Source organism: Vibrio sp. 1CM23M (genome assembly GCF_023161755.1).
Taxonomy (GTDB): domain Bacteria; phylum Pseudomonadota; class Gammaproteobacteria; order Enterobacterales; family Vibrionaceae; genus Vibrio; species Vibrio coralliirubri.
This window is the reverse complement of sequence record NZ_JALNTR010000014.1, coordinates 64,315-81,299: the sequence shown is the minus strand read 5'-3', so window position 1 is coordinate 81,299 and position 16,985 is coordinate 64,315. Positions and strand designations below refer to the sequence as shown.

Here is a 16,985-nt window from a genome sequence, read left to right as displayed (position 1 = left end):
CTTGACCTGCTGATTCGTTTTGGTTTCTTACGAAGCCTTCCCGTTTCAACGAGGTCGCATTATAGAGATTTCGATCACACTGGCAAGCCCTTTTTGAAGTTTTTCTTACTTTTTTGATTGTTCGAGCGTTTTTTGTTCAAAACACTCCATTTTCACTAGTATTCCCCTTAATTAAGGGCTTAAGGTGCGTATATAAAGGAGGATTTATGAGTTCAATACGCAGTTATAAAGGAATATCCCCTCAGATTGGACAAGGTGTCTATATAGATACAAGTTCAGTACTGGTTGGTGATATCAAAATCGGTAACGACTCTAGCGTGTGGCCTTTGGTTGCAGCTCGAGGGGATGTGAACCACATTCATATTGGAGAGAGAACGAATATCCAAGACGGCAGCATTTTGCATGTCACCCATAAGAATGCAGAAAACCCTGACGGTTATCCTCTATTAATAGGTAATGACGTTACTGTCGGACATAAAGTAATGCTGCATGGCTGCACTATTGAAGATCGTGTACTAGTTGGTATGGGAGCTATCGTGTTGGATGGCGTGATTATCCAAAAAGAAGTGATGATTGGTGCTGGTAGCTTGGTACCGCCTAATAAGGTACTTGAAAGCGGTTATCTCTATGTAGGAAGCCCAGTAAAACAAGCTCGCCCATTAAATGATAAAGAGCGAGCCTTTTTACAGAAATCAGCTGACAACTATGTTCAGAATAAAAATGACTATCTAGACTCTGTACTTCCAATCTAAAGCGCTTTGATCTGAATCCGATTAGAGGAGTCATACTCCTCTTCTTCTATTAACTCTTCCGCTAGCTCTTCAATATCGAAACGTAACTCTGAAAAGATAGCTAAAGCTTGATCGCCTTCTTCTATATCTTTACCTGCCAATCGTGATAATTCCTCAATAGACATGGCACATTCAATCAATGCACCCGACTGTTGTACTGGGAAGGTGATTGATTGATTCTCTTCATCCCAATCTTGGATATCAGGAAATAGAATTGATTGATTCATTTTTTATAAATACCTCATTACATCTCTAGGTTTTTACGTAATTCTCTTAAAATCTGTTTTGTTCCCGGACGAAGACCACGCCAAAGCATAAAGCTCTCTGCTGCCTGCCCCACTAGCATACCCAAACCATCATAAGCAGCATGAACACCATTATCTAATGCCCATTGATTGAATACTGTGGTTCCCGATCCATAAACCATGTCATAAACGGCGCTAGTAGAATTGAAAATAGCATCAGACACTTCAGGAAGCTGCCCGCTTAGACCAGACGAAGTCGAGTTAATAATGACATCAAAGCCATCATTTACATCACTTAGCCCCATCCCCTTGATGTGGCCATGCGACGAAAACATCTCAGCCAATAGTTCTGCCTTGGAGCTGGTTCGATTAGCGACCACTAGCTGTTGTGGTTTTTGGTCGAGAAGAGGTTGAATCACTCCTCTCGCAGCACCACCAGCGCCAAGAAGAAGAACTCGTGCTCCTTTTAGCGTGACTTGATGTTGAAGCAGGTCTTGAACTAACCCCTCACCATCGGTGTTATCACCAATGATCTCTCCATCATCTAACTTCTTAAGGGTATTTACGGCACCGGCCAGTTCAGCCCTCTCAGTTAGGCGATTAGCAAACTGATAGGCATCTTCTTTAAAAGGTGCTGTTACGTTACATCCTCGACCACCTTCGCTGAAAAAGGCTTTGGCAGCAGTGATAAATTCACCATGCTCTGGCTGTAATGCTGTATAGGTAAGTTGTTGGCTGGTTTGGCGAGCAAATAATGTGTGAATGAATGGCGATTTGCTTTGCCCAATAGGGTTACCGAAAACGGCATAACGATCTACTTGCTGTGTCATATCCTTACCTAACAGAAATAAAAAAGGGTCATCTATATAGATGACCCTATCACTATCCCTATAAGGAAGGAAGAACTACCAAACTCGAGGCTTTAGGTAGTCGCTATAAAGCAGAGCTTCTGGTGAACCCGCTTGTGGTTCGTAGCGGTATTCCCAGCGAGCCAATGGCGGCATCGACATCAATATAGACTCTGTACGACCACCGCTTTGTAGACCAAATAGGGTGCCACGGTCATACACTAAGTTAAATTCAACATAGCGACCACGACGATAAAGTTGGAAATCACGCTCGCGCTCACCATAAGGCGTCTGTTTGCGTCGTTCTACAATTGGTAAGTATGCGGCTGCAAAACCTTCACCGACCGCCTGCATATAAGCAAAGCTCTTTTCAAAGCCCCACTCATTCAGATCATCAAAGAACAAACCACCCACACCACGTGTTTCATCTCTATGTGGAAGATAGAAGTACTTATCACACCATTCTTTGTGCTCTTGATAAACATCGTCACCAAATGGCGCACAAAGATCTTTGGCTGTTTGATGCCAAGATTGGCAGTCTTCGTCGACAGGATAAAATGGCGTTAAGTCAAAACCACCACCAAACCACCAAATCGGGTCTTCCCCTTCTTTTTCCGCAATGAAGAATCGAACGTTCGCGTGTGAGGTTGGGATATATGGGTTTTTAGGGTGGATAACTAATGAAACCCCCATAGCCTCAAACTTACGTCCGGCCAATTCAGGGCGATGAGCTGTAGCTGAGGCCGGCATAACCTTACCCGCTACGTGAGAGAAGTTAACCCCACCTTGCTCAAATACCGCACCGTTGGTCATCACACGAGTTCGACCACCGCCACCCAGGCGCTCGCCAGGTTCACGCTGCCATGCATCTTCTTCAAACAGTGCTACGCCATCAGCTTGTTCAAGCTGCTGGCAAATCGAATCTTGTAGGCTCAGTAAAAACTGTTTTACTGCTTCTTTATCAATTGCTGACATCTTTCTTCCTCTGCAGGGTTTAACCCTGTCTTAATATTTTCGACGTTTTTGCATCTCTAATTTCGCTTGGCTTCTCACGGCCACCCGTTTGACCTTCTAAAATAGCCACCAAATGTTGGCCAAGTTGCAGCTGAACTTCTTCAGTCGTCATACACGGCGGCTCGCCGGTCAGGTTAGCACTGGTAGAGGTTAACGGCTTACCAAACTCATTACACATTCTTTGAACCAAAGGGTGATCAGTCACTCTTACCGCGATGGAATCAAATTGACCACTTACCCAGTCAGTGACTTTGCTGCTGGTTGGCATGATCCAAGTGACAGGACCTGGCCATGTCAATTTCACTGTTGCCAACTGCGCTTCCGTCAATTGGCTTTCATCAATGTAAGGTAACAGTTGCTCGTAACTTGCAGCAATTAAGATCAATCCTTTCTCGATCGGTCGTTGTTTTAGGTCGAGTAATTTCTTGATGGCTTGTGGATTATCGGGATCACAACCGACCCCAAAAACGCCTTCGGTCGGGTAAGCAATGACTTCACCTTGTTGTAATGCCTGCAAAGTATGTTGAAAGTTATCCACGGGTTGCCTCATTAATTCAGTTATCTAACTCACTAAGTGTACAAATTATCATTCACTGTGACTAAAGCTATTTGTTTATAAAATGTATCAATTAACAACTTAGACTGACGCAAACGTTTTCCTTAAGCAATTTTACCCGTATAATGCGCGCAAAATATCTAATCACTAATTAAATCGTACCTGAAGGAGTTTGAGATGACTGTCGGTATTATCATGGGTTCTAAATCTGATTGGCCAACAATGAAGCTAGCTGCAGAAATGTTGGATCAGTTTGGCGTGGCGTACGAAACAAAAGTGGTTTCTGCTCACCGCACACCTCAGTTGCTTGCAGACTACGCAACCAGTGCGAAAGAGCGCGGTATTAAAGTGATTATTGCTGGTGCTGGCGGTGCAGCGCACCTTCCGGGCATGGCTGCTGCTTTCACAAGCGTACCAGTTCTGGGTGTTCCAGTTCAGTCTAAAGCACTGAAGGGCATGGACTCTCTGCTTTCTATCGTGCAGATGCCAAAAGGTATCGCGGTAGGTACTTTGGCTATCGGTGAAGCTGGCGCTGCCAATGCAGGCATCCTAGCGGCTCAAATCATTGGTACACACAATGAAGAAGTAATGGCAAAAGTAGAAGCGTTCCGCTCTGAACAAACAGAAACGGTTCTGGCTAATCCAAACCCTGCAGAGGACTAATTTCCATGCATGTTCTTGTGTTAGGCGCGGGCCAACTTGCTCGCATGATGTCCCTAGCTGGGGCACCGCTGAATATTGAAATTTCTGCTTTTGATGTTGGCAGCAAAAATATTGTTCACCCATTAACGCAAGCGATTCTAGGTAACGGCTTAGAAAATGCGATTGAGCGTGCGGACGTCATTACTGCAGAGTTCGAACATATTCCTCACGATGTACTTGAGGTATGTGAGTGCAGCGGTAAGTTCTTACCGACAACAGAAGCAATCAAAGCAGGCGGTGACCGTCGCCTTGAAAAAGCCCTGTTAGACGAAGCAAACGTGAAAAATGCCAAATACTACGTGATTAACTCTCGCGAAGACTTTGACGCTGCGATCGCTCACGTTGGCTTACCAATGGTATTGAAGAGCACACTTGGCGGCTACGATGGAAAAGGTCAATGGCGCTTAAAGACATTAGACAATGTTGACGCGACTTGGACAGAAATGGCTGAGTGCATTGCCGCAACAGACAACCAAGCGATTGTGGCTGAAGAGTTTGTTCCGTTTGACCGCGAAGTATCACTGGTTGGTGCTCGTGGTACCAATGGCGAGATTCAAGTGTACCCACTGGCTGAGAATGTTCACACCAACGGCGTGTTGAGCTTATCAACAGCGATTGATGACATTGAACTGCAAGAGCAAGCGAAAACCATGTTCACTGCCATTGCTGAGCGTTTAGATTACGTTGGCGTGCTAGCACTTGAGTTCTTTGATGTTCAAGGTTCACTGCTGGTTAATGAGATTGCACCACGTGTTCATAACTCTGGCCACTGGACGCAACAAGGCGCAGAGACTTGTCAGTTTGAAAACCACCTACGTGCAGTGTGTGGCATGCCACTAGGTAGCACTAAACTGATTCGTCCAACCGCAATGATCAACATTCTTGGCGAAGATACTCTTCCTGAGGCTATTCTTGCTCAAGGTGGTTGTCATGTTCATTGGTATGGCAAAGAGAAGCGTGCAGGTCGCAAGATGGGCCACATTAACGTGAGCGCTGACTACAACGCAGAGCTACAAAGAGCATTGTGCTCATTGGCTGACATTCTTGATAAGCAAGCCTACCCAGCTGTGCATGAGTTTGCTGAGCAGATGAAGTAAGCCGACATTGGCTTATTGATATAAAAAGTTCATTGGATATAGAAACGGCGCTCATTGAGCGCCGTTTTTTTTATTTCTGATCAGTTACTTACCGCGACTAGTATTACTACTGAGATTGAATGTGATGACACTTGCGATCAGCGCATTGCATCTTGGTGCCACTGGCTGTTTTCTTCTCAAGTAACAACGGGAACTGGCACTCTTCACAACGACCTATAACTGGTGGTTGGTTAACTGCGAACTTACACTTGGGGTAGTTATCACACGCATAGAAGGTTTTGCCATAGCGAGATTTACGCTCAACCAAATGGCCTCTGCCGCACTCAGGACAAGCAACAAGTGGCTGCTCTTCAGGTTGTTCTTTTGGTTGATCCAAAGATTCGATGTGATTACACGTTGGGTAGCTGCTACAACCAATGAACATCCCAAAGCGACCTTGCCTTAATACCAATTCGTTTTGGCATTTAGGACACGGAACGCCCAGCTCTTTCACTACGTGACCATCATTTTGATGAAGAGGCTTGATGTAATCACAGCTCGGATACTGCTTACAGCCTAAAAATGGGCCGTGCTTACCATGGCGAAGCTGAAGCTCCCCACCACACTGTGGACATGGTTCATGCTCTAACGCATGTTCATGTGCTGAAAAAAGCTGATTATCAATCTTACTACTCATGACAAGCCTGTATTAATGCAAGATACCTTGCTCTTTGGTGTACAACAGCTCTTCCATTTGCGTGTAAGCACTTTCATTACCCGGCACATTAAATAGCACCATTAAGATAATCCATTTCAGATCATCCAATTCAAATTCGTTGGTCTCAAGCCCCATCACACGATCAATCACCATTTCACGAATCTCTGTCGTGAGTACGTTGATCTGTTCTAGGAACAGTAAGAAACCTCGACACTCCATATTAATACGTGAAATCTCTCGACTGGTATAAACACGCATCGAGGTATTGGAGCACATAGTAATCGCCGCTTGGTTGTCGGTATCTTGCAGTGCAGCAAGATCTTCTAACCAATGGAGGGCCTTATAAATATCACCTTGGTGAAACCCTGCTCGAAGAAGCTCATCTTCCAGCTCATCTTGATCCACCTGCAATTCTGAATCGCTATGGATGTAGGTTTCAAACAAGTACATCAGTATGTCCATCATCATAGCTAGCCTCTCCCCTTTCGAATATAGCCACCGGAAACTGCAACAACATGCCCTGAGAGCTCAAGCTCTAAAAGCTGCATCATGACCTCATGCACAGGTATATGGGTTCTCTGTGCCAAAATATCAACGGGTGTCGCCTCTAACCCTACGTTAGCTAACAGCTGTGGAAATGGCAATTGTTCATTTTCCCCCATACTGGGCGTAGGTTCGAACAAGCTAGGTTGCTGATCGATAGACCAGTCTAACAGACTCTTTATTTCAATCAGAACATCTTGTGCACTCTGTACCAAGCATGCTCCAGCTTTGATTAAACTGTTGCCCCCGCGACTGGTTGGGTTATGAATAGAGCCAGGAAGCGCAAACACCTCTCGACCTTGCTCCATGGCATAGCGAGCTGTAATCAAAGAACCACTCTTCTCAGCCGCTTCAACCACCAAGGTTCCGAGCGATAACCCACTTATTATACGGTTACGGCGAGGGAAATGTTCAGGTCGTGGTTTGGCACTTGGGCGAAACTCTGAAATCAATGCGCCATTTTCACAGATCCTATCGGCTAAATTTCTGTGTCGCGCAGGATAAATGGAATCCAATCCAGAGCCCAGCACCGCGAAAGTTTCCCCTCCTTTATCCAGAGCACCATCATGAGCATAACCATCGATGCCTAAGGCTAAGCCACTGGTGACAATCAAACCGTTTTGCACAAACTCTTTGGCGAAGGACTTTGCTGTCTGCAGCCCTTCAATACTGGCATTACGACTGCCAACCATAGCGATTTGAGGCTCAATCAGCTTTTCAACGTGACCTTTAACGAAAAGCACGCTTGGCGCGGAGGCGGTCTCATTCAGCAGTTTGGGATAATGCGAGCAATTCGGGGTAATGATGTGATGGTTGGGTTGTCTTGCTTGCCACTCTAGGCAAGCCTCCACTTCTCTTGGGGCTTGCTCTCTTAGATAGGCAATTTGCTTGGCAGACAAACCAAGCGCTTGCAGTTGCTGACTGGAGTAACCAACAATATTCGAAGGGGAATCAATGCTCAGCAGTCGAGAAAGGCGCTTGCCACCCAGTTGCGGAACAAAACTTAGAGTTAGCCAAGCGCTCAGTTGTAGCTCATTCACTCGGTGCCCTTAGCTTCTTCCGTCAAAGCAAGGTCCAAAGGCGATACTGCCAGAATGTCATTGCTAACCGGCTTAGAGCTCTGAGTGATCAACGCGAGGCTAAAATACTCGTAAGGGCGGATGACCATTAAGCTGCCCAGCGAAGTACTTGGCAATTGCACCTTATCGCTCGCCGCTGATTCTTTGTAGCTGTATTCACCTTGCTTACCAAACACCACCGCGCCGCTTTCGCTGAGCGTAAACATAGAGCCTTGGCGAAGATTGTCCTGCGAGCCTTTGTTAATAACCACGACCTGATTCTTTGCACTGTATTGGCTGCCATCTAACGAACCCAAGATATTAGCAAACTGACCCGCAGCACTAGGCGCAGGATAAAACGTGGTTGAGAGCTTCACCAGATCAACGCCAAGCTCTGGTAACACGAGGTCGTTAAGCAGCACCTCTTGCAGTTGAGTCTCTATCTGTAAGCTACTGAACTCAGCGTCCACTTCTTTTAAGCGTGCCGTGGCGACCAAACGCAACGAGGTCATACTCGCTTGAGGTTGCTGCCGCTGGTAGGTTTCAACGGCGCGGTAGATACCCCACTTTTGATGTTGTTGGTTACCCGAAATAAACAACCGGTCTTCACCCGATAAGAATCTCTTTCCATCACTCGTCCCTAACACTCGTTGAGCCGATTGAATGTCTTGCTGTTCGACCAAGCGGTCAGATTGTAGATACGGTAGAACCAGCCCCTCATTGACGGTTGGCACCGCTTTCTTCTCCGAGACACGAATCTTAGGGCTCAGCTTGATAACCGGTTTAAGGCTCAATACCGGCTCACCATTAATCCAAACCAAAGACAGTTTATCTCCGGGATATATAAGATGAGGGTTTTCTATCTCAGGGTTTACCTGCCATAACCTTGGCCACAACCACGGGCTATCAAGATACATCGCAGATATATCCCATAAGGTATCGCCCTTTACCACCACATACGCCTCAGGTGCGCCCTGCTTAATGGTTAAAGGTTGAGCGCTATTTCCAGCCGTAGCGGTGAACGAAAGCGAGGCACAAACGAGAGAAAAAATAGAAGAAAAATGACGCATGACCTAGGTTCCTTGGTCTGAATATATGACATCTGATTTGAGAATTACCTTCAGGATGCTGTCATTTGACCTATAAAATGTCTAGAATTGAGCCAACAAGGTTTAAGCTGTTTCGGCACAGTTCAATATTTCGAGTGTATATGTCTGTATTACAAGTATTAACATTACCAGATGATCGTCTACGTACCGTGGCGAAACCGGTAAAAGAAGTTACCCCAGAGATTCAAAAGTTCGTTGATGACATGATTGAAACCATGTACGACGAAGAAGGTATCGGCCTTGCGGCAACGCAAGTAGATTTCCACCAACGCATCGTTGTTATCGATATTTCAGAAACACGTGATGAGCCAATGGTGCTTATCAACCCTGAAATTACTGAGAAGCGCGGCGAAGATGGAATCGAAGAAGGCTGCCTATCTGTACCAGGCGCTCGAGCTCTAGTACCTCGCGCTGCAGAAGTAACGGTTAAAGCATTAAACCGTGACGGCAACGAATTCACATTCGACGCTGATGACCTTCTGGCTATCTGTGTTCAGCACGAACTTGACCACCTAGAAGGCAAGTTGTTTGTTGATTACCTATCGCCACTAAAGCGTAAACGTATCCAAGATAAGCTAGCGAAGATCAAACGTTTCAACGAGAAACAAGGTTAATAACCGCTGCTATTACTAAATTAGAAGGAAGCCTACCTTGAGTCAGTCTTTAAGAGTTGTCTTTGCAGGTACTCCGGATTTCGCCGCCCGTCACTTGGCGGCGTTGTTGTCTTCGGAGCATGAAGTTGTTGCTGTTTACACACAGCCAGATCGCCCAGCAGGCCGCGGTAAAAAACTGACTGCGAGCCCAGTAAAAAACATCGCACTTGAAAATAACATTCCGGTTTACCAACCAGAAAACTTCAAGTCAGATGAAGCTAAGCAAGAGCTAGCTGAATTGAACGCTGACATCATGGTTGTTGTCGCTTACGGCTTATTGCTTCCGCAGGTTGTATTAGATACGCCTCGCTTAGGTTGTATCAACGTACATGGCTCTATCCTACCTCGCTGGCGTGGTGCTGCTCCGATTCAACGCTCTATTTGGGCGGGTGATAAAGAGACAGGCGTGACGATCATGCAGATGGATATCGGCCTAGATACTGGCGACATGCTAAGTATCGCGACGCTGCCTATCGAAGCGACAGATACCAGCGCATCAATGTACGAGAAGTTAGCGGGCCTTGGCCCTGACGCTCTTGTTGAGTGTTTAGCTGACATAGCTTCTGGCAAAGCAGTTGCAGAAAAGCAAGACGATGAGCTTGCGAACTACGCGAAGAAGCTAAGCAAAGAAGAAGCGCGTATCAACTGGAGTGATGAAGCTGCGCATATTGAGCGCTGCGTTCGTGCCTTCAACCCATGGCCAATGAGCCACTTTGAAGCTGCTGAGAACAGCATTAAAGTATGGCAAAGCCGTGTGGCCGAGCAAACTTCTGATAAGCCTGCAGGTACTATTCTGCAAGCAGATAAAACTGGTATCTACGTAGCGACAGGACAAGGCGTACTTGTTCTTGAACAGCTGCAAGTTCCAGGTAAAAAAGCCATGTCAGTTCAGGATATCTTGAACTCACGTGCAAGCTGGTTTGAAGTTGGTACTCAACTTTCTTAATCCGCTTTTAAAGCTGTTAATTACGCAGCTTAGAAAACCTTTACGAGGGCAGAGATGCCCTCATGTATTCAAATAAATATTCGGTACCCCTCATGAATGTTCGCGCTGCTGCTGCAAATGTCCTATTCCAAGTTGTCGATAAAGGCCACTCTCTTTCACACGCTCTCCCTGCGGCTCAAAAAACGATCCGTCCACGAGACCATGCTCTACTGCAAGAGATTTGCTACGGCGCACTTCGTTACCTGCCTCGTTTAGAGTCAATCGCTAACGAACTGATGGAAAACCCGCTTAAAGGTAAAAAGCGTGTATTCCACCACCTAATCTTGGTGGGCATTTACCAACTAAGCTTCATGCGTATCCCTTCGCATGCCGCGGTTGCTGAAACGGTTGAGGGTACTAAAACACTGCGTGGTCCAAGCCTGAGTGGTTTGATCAACGCTGTGCTACGTAGCTACCTACGTGACCAAGAAGAACTAGACGAGAAAGCCGTTAGCCACAATGCAGGCAAATACGGCCACCCAAGCTGGATTCTAAAAATGCTTCAAGAGAGCTACCCAGATCAATGGGAGCAACTGGTTGAAGCAAACAACAGCAAGGCACCAATGTGGCTGCGCGTTAACCGCCAACACCACACTCGTGACGAGTATGTTGAGCTGCTTAAAAACGAAAACATTGAATACACATTGCATCCTGAAGCAGCCGATGCCATAAAATTAGCAGCACCTTGTGATGTTACTTTGCTTCCAGGCTTCGACAGAGGTTGGGTATCTGTGCAAGACGCTGCTGCTCAGCTTTCGGTTGATTACCTAACACCAAAAGATGGTGAGCTGATCCTAGATTGCTGTGCTGCGCCAGGTGGTAAAACGGCACACATTCTTGAGCACACTCAAGATACTGAAGTGGTTGCGATTGACTGCGACATCAAACGTCTAGACCGTGTTTACGATAACCTTGAGCGCCTGCAACTACGTGCCGACGTAATTTGTGGCGATGCTCGCTACCCTGAAGAGTGGTGGATGGGTGATAAGTTCGACCGTATTCTGCTTGATGCACCTTGTTCAGCGACAGGCGTAATTCGCCGTCACCCTGACATCAAATGGCTACGTCGTGCATCTGACATTGACGCGCTGGCTGAACTGCAAAGCGAGATTATGGATGCTATGTGGCGTCAACTGAAAGAAGGCGGCACCATGGTTTATGCGACATGTTCTATCACGCCGCAAGAAAACGTGCTGCAAGTGAAAGCATTCCTAGCACGTACAGAGAACGCAACGCTGGTTGGGTCTGATATCGAAAATCCGGGTCGTCAAATACTGCCTGGGGAAGAAGATATGGATGGCTTCTACTACGCAGTTCTAGTAAAACAGGCATAACAACTAACAGCGGCTAAGAATTTATTTCTTAGCCGCTGTTTCTTTCTAGTGCATTATCAAAATAAAGTTAGATAACTAGAATTACCACGGTAAAGAAAAGAGAAAGGCTATGAAGATCATTATCCTAGGTGCTGGACAAGTTGGCGGTACCCTTGCTGAAAACCTGGTTGGTGAAAACAACGACATCACCATTGTCGACCGTAATGCTGACCGACTTCGTGAACTTCAGGATAAGTACGACCTTAGGGTTGTAAACGGTTATGCCAGCCACCCGAACACACTACGTGAAGCGGGCGCGCAAGATGCCGACATGTTGGTTGCCGTAACCAACATGGATGAAACCAACATGGCCGCATGTCAGGTTGCCTTCTCTCTGTTTAATACGCCTAACAGAATTGCTCGTATTCGTTCTCCTCAATACCTAGAAGAGAAAGAAGCACTCTTCAAATCAGGTGCTATCCCAGTCGATCACCTGATTGCACCCGAAGAGCTGGTAACCAGCTACATCGAGCGCCTAATTCAATACCCAGGAGCACTGCAGGTTGTGAGTTTTGCTGAACAAAAAGTGAGCCTAGTAGCAGTAAAAGCCTACTACGGTGGTCCACTGGTCGGTAACGCCCTATCTGCTTTGCGTGAGCACATGCCGCACATCGATACTCGTGTTGCCGCTATTTTCCGTCAAGGTCGCCCTATTCGCCCACAAGGCACCACCATCATTGAAGCCGATGATGAAGTGTTCTTTGTAGCGGCAAGTAACCATATCCGCTCAGTAATGAGTGAACTGCAACGCCTAGAGAAACCGTACCGCCGCATCATGATTGTCGGTGGTGGTAACATTGGTGCAAGCTTGGCTAAACGCCTTGAACAGAGCTACAGCATCAAACTTATTGAGCGCAGTTACACTCGTGCCGAGAAGTTGTCTGAAGAATTAGAAAACACCATCGTCTTCTGTGGTGATGCCGCAGACCAAGAGCTGCTGACCGAAGAGAACATCGATCAAGTGGACGTGTTCATTGCCCTAACCAATGAAGATGAAACAAACATCATGTCAGCGATGCTGGCTAAGCGAATGGGTGCCAAGAAGGTAATGGTACTGATTCAGCGTGGTGCTTACGTCGACCTTGTTCAGGGTGGTGTGATTGATATTGCTATCTCTCCACAACAAGCGACCATTTCTGCGCTGCTCACTCACGTTCGTCGTGCTGATATTGTAAACGTATCATCTCTGCGTCGCGGCGCTGCTGAAGCGATCGAAGCGATTGCTCACGGTGACGAAACCACATCTAAAGTGGTTGGCCGAGCTATTGGCGACATCAAACTACCACCGGGTACCACTATTGGTGCGATTGTTCGCGGAGAAGAGGTACTTATCGCGCACGATAGAACCGTGATCGAACAAGATGACCACGTAGTTATGTTCCTAGTGGACAAGAAATACGTACCAGATGTTGAGTCTCTATTCCAACCGAGCCCGTTCTTCTTATAGCCTTGTTCTCGTAAGCTTGTTCTCACAACCTTCTTCTTGTGAGAACGACGCTTCGGCACAAAGCGATGGTCTATTAAGCTATGGTCAACTTTCGTCCGATATTATTAGTGATAGGGTTAGTGTTATCAAAACTCGCCCTTTTCATGTACATCCCTACATTGGTTGCCTTTTTTACAGGCACCGGTGGCTTCCTCGAGTTTGGTCAGTCGGTAGTGATCACGCACATAGTGGCGTTCATCTGCTTGAGTTTAGGCCGTTCAGCTAAGTTCCGACTTGGGGTACGGGACATGTTCCTGATCACCTCTCTGGTATGGACGATTGCCAGTGCCTTTGCTGCACTGCCATTTGTCTTCATCAACCACATCAGCTTCACTGACGCTTACTTTGAAACCATGTCTGGTATCACCACGACTGGCTCAACTGTATTGAGCGGCTTAGACAGCATGGCACCAAGCATTCTGTTGTGGCGCTCTATACTGCAATGGTTAGGCGGCATCGGCTTCATCGTTATGGCGGTAGCGGTTCTGCCAATGCTTAACGTCGGTGGTATGCGCCTATTCCAAACCGAGTCCTCCGATTGGTCAGATAAAAGCAGCCCACGAGCGAAAACGGTCGCGAAGAACATCGTGGCGGTTTATCTGGTTCTGACTGGCTTGTGCATCATTAGCTATCTGTTTGCAGGCATGGGCATCTTTGATGCGATCAATCACGCCTTCACAACACTGTCGACGGGTGGTTACTCAACCTCAGATGGCTCAATGAACCACTTCTCTAACAGTGCTCACTGGGTGGGAACCCTGTTCATGTTCCTTGGTGGTCTGCCATTCTTACTGTTTGTTAGCGCACTGCGTGGTAGAAAGCTCTCAATCCTCTACAAAGACGCTCAAGTGAGAGGTTTCACGTATCTATTTTTGGTCACCAGTGCCGTAATATCGACATGGCTGGTGGTTAGGGATGACTACACCATCATGGATGCGATGCGTGTTTCGATGTTCAACATAGTGTCAGTCGTCACCACAACCGGTTTTGGCTTAGAAGACTTCACCGCGTGGGGCGCACTACCGACTACCTTGTTTGCGTTTTTAATGATGGCGGGCGCGTGCTCGGGGTCAACCTCTGGCGGTATCAAAATCTTCCGCTTCCAGATCGCGATGACCATGCTTCATAAGCAAATGATGAAACTGATCCACCCGTCGGGTGTGTTTGTTCAACGCTATAACCAAAGACCCGTAAATGACGACATTGTGCGTTCACTGGTCGCATTTGGTTTGATGTTCTTTATTACGATTATCTTAATTGCAGGTGGCTTGAGCGCAATGGGGCTTGATCCCGTGACCAGTATATCTGGCGCTATCACAGCCGTTGCCAACGTTGGTCCTGGTATGGGCAGCGTGATCGGTCCAACCGGGAACTTTGCTCCACTGCCCGACGCCGCTAAATGGTTGCTAAGTTTAGGAATGCTGATGGGGCGACTTGAGATACTGACGCTCATTGTTCTATTTTTCCCAGCCTTTTGGCGACGTTAACCAAGCACAAAATCAAGGAAACACAGATGAAATCATACGTACTTCTCGCTGGCGCATTGCTCGCAAACTCAGTATTCGTAAGTTCTGCCTTTGCTGATCAAATGGTCACACTGCCTGATGGCAAGCAAGTGTTACTCAAAGATGATTTTACTTGGCAATACGTGGCACCGAAGCAAACGGAAGCAGCAGCGACAACATCAGAGATCGCAGTGCCTGTTTCAGCAGTGCCTATTGCAGCAGCCCCTGTCGTAGCCGTACCTGTCGCAACGAACACGCGTGGCACTACGATTGTGGTTAATAGTAAGAAGCCAAGCTTACAGCTGTCTCAATCAGGAGTGGATGTTGTGCTAGGTGCCAGTAGCTATGAAGATGGTGAGCTTATCATTCCGACAGCCATCACCAACCAAGGCACTCAAGCGGTCATTTTGGTATCACTTAACATCAGCGTATTTACTGCAGAAGGTGAGTTGTTGGCAGAAGAAGAAGTTGCTGTTTGGAAATCAATCAAACGAATGGCCGACACATACCTACGACCAAAGACGGGTGAAGAAGGCAAGCTAATCAAGATCGACCTAGAACAACACCCTGAATATCAGATTAAAGCTGAGATTAGTGAGGTACTGGCTCGCTAAACCGGAGTCACGTACAAATAAATAGCGAAGAAATGGCAAGCGCAGCCCGCCAAAACAAACAAGTGCCAGATGGCGTGGTTGTAAGGGATGCGTTTGGCCACATAGAAAATAACACCCAACGAGTAGATCACGCCGCCGAGCGCCAATAACACCAAGCCGCCCATCTCAATATTCATCGCCAGTTGATACACCACAATCAACGACAACCAACCCATCGCTAAATAAATGAACAGCGATAGACGTTTAAATCGGTAGACGAAGGCAATCTTCATGATGATACCGACCAGCGCAATTCCCCAGATAACCGCCATCAAGCCCATCGCTAATGGGGTTCTTAAGCCAACCAATAAAAACGGGGTGTAGCTACCTGCGATGAGTAAGTAAATTGCACAGTGATCGAGGGTTTTTAATAAACGCTTGGTTTTTTCTGTGGTGATCGAGTGATAAAGCGTGGAAGCAAGAAAGAGCAGGATAATGCTGCTGCCATAGATTGCCATACTGGCAACCGTCAACATGTCGGCTTGGTAATCAAACGCGCGAACCAGCAACAAGATCAGACCAACCACGCCAAGCACGACGCCCAAGCCATGGGTTATCGCGTTAGCGCGTTCTTCGATGTCGCTGTATTCGCTAGCTGATGATGCAGACATGAGTATCCTACTAGAGTAAATGTTCAATTGACCTAGTATTGCACATTAAGCTTACACGTGTAAGCTTAAATTTTTATAACAGCTTTTATGACATCAATGACGCCTAAACAGTGTGATGAGGCTAGGCTCTCTAAAGCTAAAGAACCAAAAAGCGAATTAAGAGGCGCTATCTAGATACTCAAGTACCATCTTGCCGGCTTCTTCTGGAGAGGTATCGAGTGGCACACTCAATTGACGCTGTAGCTGGCCCACTCCCAATAAACTCGCCAACATGCCTTTGGCACCGTCGCGATTGCGATCTATCTCAAACCAAAGCTTAAGCTCAGTTTCGTCACGATGGGCAACAACTTCAAGCTCACGCCAGCGGCCATGATAAGGACCCGTAGTCGGCACAAACTCAAACTCTTGTACAAATGGCAGTTCAAAGCCTTCTACCGCTTCACACTCCACTTGGCGAATGCGCAGCCCTTGAGCTTCAAGTTCGTTAAAAATACCATCGAGGAGTGCATCAGGACGAACCGTTAAGATGTCTTTATCCGATGGATCAATTGCCATCGCAATATCCAACCCGGTTTCTAGCCACACCTTTGAATCACCAATCGTGACCGGGGTGTTCAGCGGGACATCAAACTCACATTCAAAATCACGGGTTTCACCCGGCTGAATAACAAAGGCATACGGCAGACTCCATTTGGCCAACGAGTATGTCTGGTGCATTCGACGTGCTTGACCGCCCTCTTGCCTTTGCGAGTTCATGGTAACTTCTTTGACGTAACGACAGCACAAGTTGAGATCGATGTTGTCGATCTCTTGTGGCTGAGCGCCGCCATAGACATGCACAATAATGCTCGCCTTCTTGCCTGGATAAAGCACTTCCTGTTGCAATACAGAATCCACCTTGGCAGATCCAATTCCAAAACTTGCTAACGTTTTCTTTAAGAACGACATATGCACCTCCTTTAAAGCATCATCTTAAGCCTGAAAGAGGTTCAAACTCAAATATACTGCTCACACTATTTTAGCTCTAATATCGTTTAATTATCACTCAGGCGTCGATCG

19 protein-coding genes are annotated in these 16,985 nt (G+C 46.8%); 9 read left to right on the top strand and 10 right to left on the bottom strand.

All coding sequences use genetic code 11. The features are described 5' to 3' along the window. The first annotated feature begins 206 nt into the window (after positions 1-206). A complete protein-coding gene (locus MSG35_RS23050; protein ID WP_248385065.1) occupies positions 207-752 on the top strand; it encodes a gamma carbonic anhydrase family protein in 546 nt (181 codons plus the stop codon). On the opposite strand, the gene MSG35_RS23045 is transcribed toward MSG35_RS23050, so the two are convergent. From MSG35_RS23045 to MSG35_RS23030, 4 genes are all read right to left on the bottom strand, one after another. Next, the gene (locus MSG35_RS23045; protein WP_248385064.1) at positions 749-1,018 is read right to left on the bottom strand and encodes a DUF1488 domain-containing protein; all 270 of its coding nucleotides are present in this window, start codon (positions 1,016-1,018) and stop codon (positions 749-751) included. The genes MSG35_RS23050 and MSG35_RS23045 overlap by 4 nt on opposite strands. 17 nt (positions 1,019-1,035) lie before the next feature. Further along, on the bottom strand, positions 1,036-1,866 hold the full coding sequence (aroE, locus tag MSG35_RS23040) for a shikimate dehydrogenase (RefSeq protein WP_248385063.1): 831 nt from the start codon (positions 1,864-1,866) through the stop codon (positions 1,036-1,038). Between the two features lie 75 nt (positions 1,867-1,941). Further along, on the bottom strand, positions 1,942-2,859 hold the full coding sequence (hemF, locus tag MSG35_RS23035; protein WP_248385061.1) for an oxygen-dependent coproporphyrinogen oxidase: 918 nt from the start codon (positions 2,857-2,859) through the stop codon (positions 1,942-1,944). A gap of 19 nt (positions 2,860-2,878) precedes the next feature. Then, the gene (locus MSG35_RS23030; protein ID WP_248385060.1) at positions 2,879-3,436 is read right to left on the bottom strand and encodes an L-threonylcarbamoyladenylate synthase; all 558 of its coding nucleotides are present in this window, start codon (positions 3,434-3,436) and stop codon (positions 2,879-2,881) included. A gap of 195 nt (positions 3,437-3,631) precedes the next feature. On the opposite strand from MSG35_RS23030, the gene purE reads away from it, so the two are divergent. Together purE and MSG35_RS23020 are read left to right on the top strand one after the other, a co-directional pair. Further along, positions 3,632-4,117, top strand: a complete 486-nt coding sequence (gene purE, locus MSG35_RS23025) for a 5-(carboxyamino)imidazole ribonucleotide mutase (RefSeq protein ID WP_004735777.1) — start codon at positions 3,632-3,634, stop codon at positions 4,115-4,117. A 5-nt stretch (positions 4,118-4,122) separates the two neighbouring features. Next, the gene (locus MSG35_RS23020; protein ID WP_248385058.1) at positions 4,123-5,253 is read left to right on the top strand and encodes a 5-(carboxyamino)imidazole ribonucleotide synthase; all 1,131 of its coding nucleotides are present in this window, start codon (positions 4,123-4,125) and stop codon (positions 5,251-5,253) included. Positions 5,254-5,359: 106 nt separating this feature from the next. On the opposite strand, the gene MSG35_RS23015 is transcribed toward MSG35_RS23020, so the two are convergent. The 4 genes from MSG35_RS23015 to MSG35_RS23000 are packed head-to-tail and all read right to left on the bottom strand — an operon-like array spanning position 5,360 to position 8,621. Then, positions 5,360-5,929, bottom strand: a complete 570-nt coding sequence (locus MSG35_RS23015; RefSeq protein ID WP_248385056.1) for a topoisomerase DNA-binding C4 zinc finger domain-containing protein — start codon at positions 5,927-5,929, stop codon at positions 5,360-5,362. Positions 5,930-5,941: 12 nt separating this feature from the next. Beyond that, positions 5,942-6,418 carry a DUF494 family protein gene (locus tag MSG35_RS23010; protein ID WP_248385055.1) on the bottom strand — a complete coding sequence of 159 codons (477 nt, stop codon included), beginning with the start codon at positions 6,416-6,418 and terminating at the stop codon, positions 5,942-5,944. Between the two features lie 2 nt (positions 6,419-6,420). After that, positions 6,421-7,533, bottom strand: a complete 1,113-nt coding sequence (dprA, locus tag MSG35_RS23005) for a DNA-processing protein DprA (RefSeq protein WP_248385054.1) — start codon at positions 7,531-7,533, stop codon at positions 6,421-6,423. Next, complete coding sequence (locus MSG35_RS23000) at positions 7,530-8,621, bottom strand: LysM peptidoglycan-binding domain-containing protein (protein WP_248385053.1); 1,092 nt, start codon at positions 8,619-8,621, stop codon at positions 7,530-7,532. The genes dprA and MSG35_RS23000 overlap by 4 nt, the downstream gene beginning before the upstream one ends. 140 nt (positions 8,622-8,761) lie before the next feature. Between MSG35_RS23000 and def the strand changes: the two genes are divergently transcribed. The 6 genes from def to MSG35_RS22970 all read left to right on the top strand — a co-directional run bounded on the left by def (position 8,762) and on the right by MSG35_RS22970 (position 15,276). Beyond that, positions 8,762-9,274, top strand: coding sequence for a peptide deformylase (gene def / locus MSG35_RS22995; RefSeq protein ID WP_248385052.1), 513 nt, complete (start codon positions 8,762-8,764; stop codon positions 9,272-9,274). Positions 9,275-9,311: 37 nt separating this feature from the next. Continuing rightward, the gene (gene fmt, locus MSG35_RS22990; protein ID WP_248385051.1) at positions 9,312-10,259 is read left to right on the top strand and encodes a methionyl-tRNA formyltransferase; all 948 of its coding nucleotides are present in this window, start codon (positions 9,312-9,314) and stop codon (positions 10,257-10,259) included. 92 nt (positions 10,260-10,351) lie between these two features. Beyond that, on the top strand, positions 10,352-11,632 hold the full coding sequence (gene rsmB / locus MSG35_RS22985) for a 16S rRNA (cytosine(967)-C(5))-methyltransferase RsmB (protein WP_017058774.1): 1,281 nt from the start codon (positions 10,352-10,354) through the stop codon (positions 11,630-11,632). Positions 11,633-11,741: 109 nt separating this feature from the next. Further along, complete coding sequence (gene trkA, locus MSG35_RS22980) at positions 11,742-13,118, top strand: Trk system potassium transporter TrkA (protein ID WP_004735766.1); 1,377 nt, start codon at positions 11,742-11,744, stop codon at positions 13,116-13,118. 80 nt (positions 13,119-13,198) lie between these two features. After that, positions 13,199-14,644: a TrkH family potassium uptake protein gene (locus MSG35_RS22975; RefSeq protein WP_065676893.1), complete on the top strand. Its 1,446-nt coding sequence runs from the start codon at positions 13,199-13,201 to the stop codon at positions 14,642-14,644. Positions 14,645-14,670: 26 nt separating this feature from the next. Continuing rightward, positions 14,671-15,276 carry a DUF3157 family protein gene (locus MSG35_RS22970; protein WP_248385050.1) on the top strand — a complete coding sequence of 202 codons (606 nt, stop codon included), beginning with the start codon at positions 14,671-14,673 and terminating at the stop codon, positions 15,274-15,276. Here the strand turns inward: MSG35_RS22970 and MSG35_RS22965 are convergent. Both MSG35_RS22965 and MSG35_RS22960 read right to left on the bottom strand, forming a co-directional pair. Next, a complete protein-coding gene (locus MSG35_RS22965) occupies positions 15,273-15,926 on the bottom strand; it encodes a hemolysin III family protein (RefSeq protein WP_050642884.1) in 654 nt (217 codons plus the stop codon). The two genes, MSG35_RS22970 and MSG35_RS22965, sit on opposite strands and share 4 nt — an antisense overlap. A gap of 156 nt (positions 15,927-16,082) precedes the next feature. Then, positions 16,083-16,874, bottom strand: coding sequence for a sporulation protein (locus MSG35_RS22960; RefSeq protein ID WP_248385049.1), 792 nt, complete (start codon positions 16,872-16,874; stop codon positions 16,083-16,085). Positions 16,875-16,985: the final 111 nt, after the last annotated feature.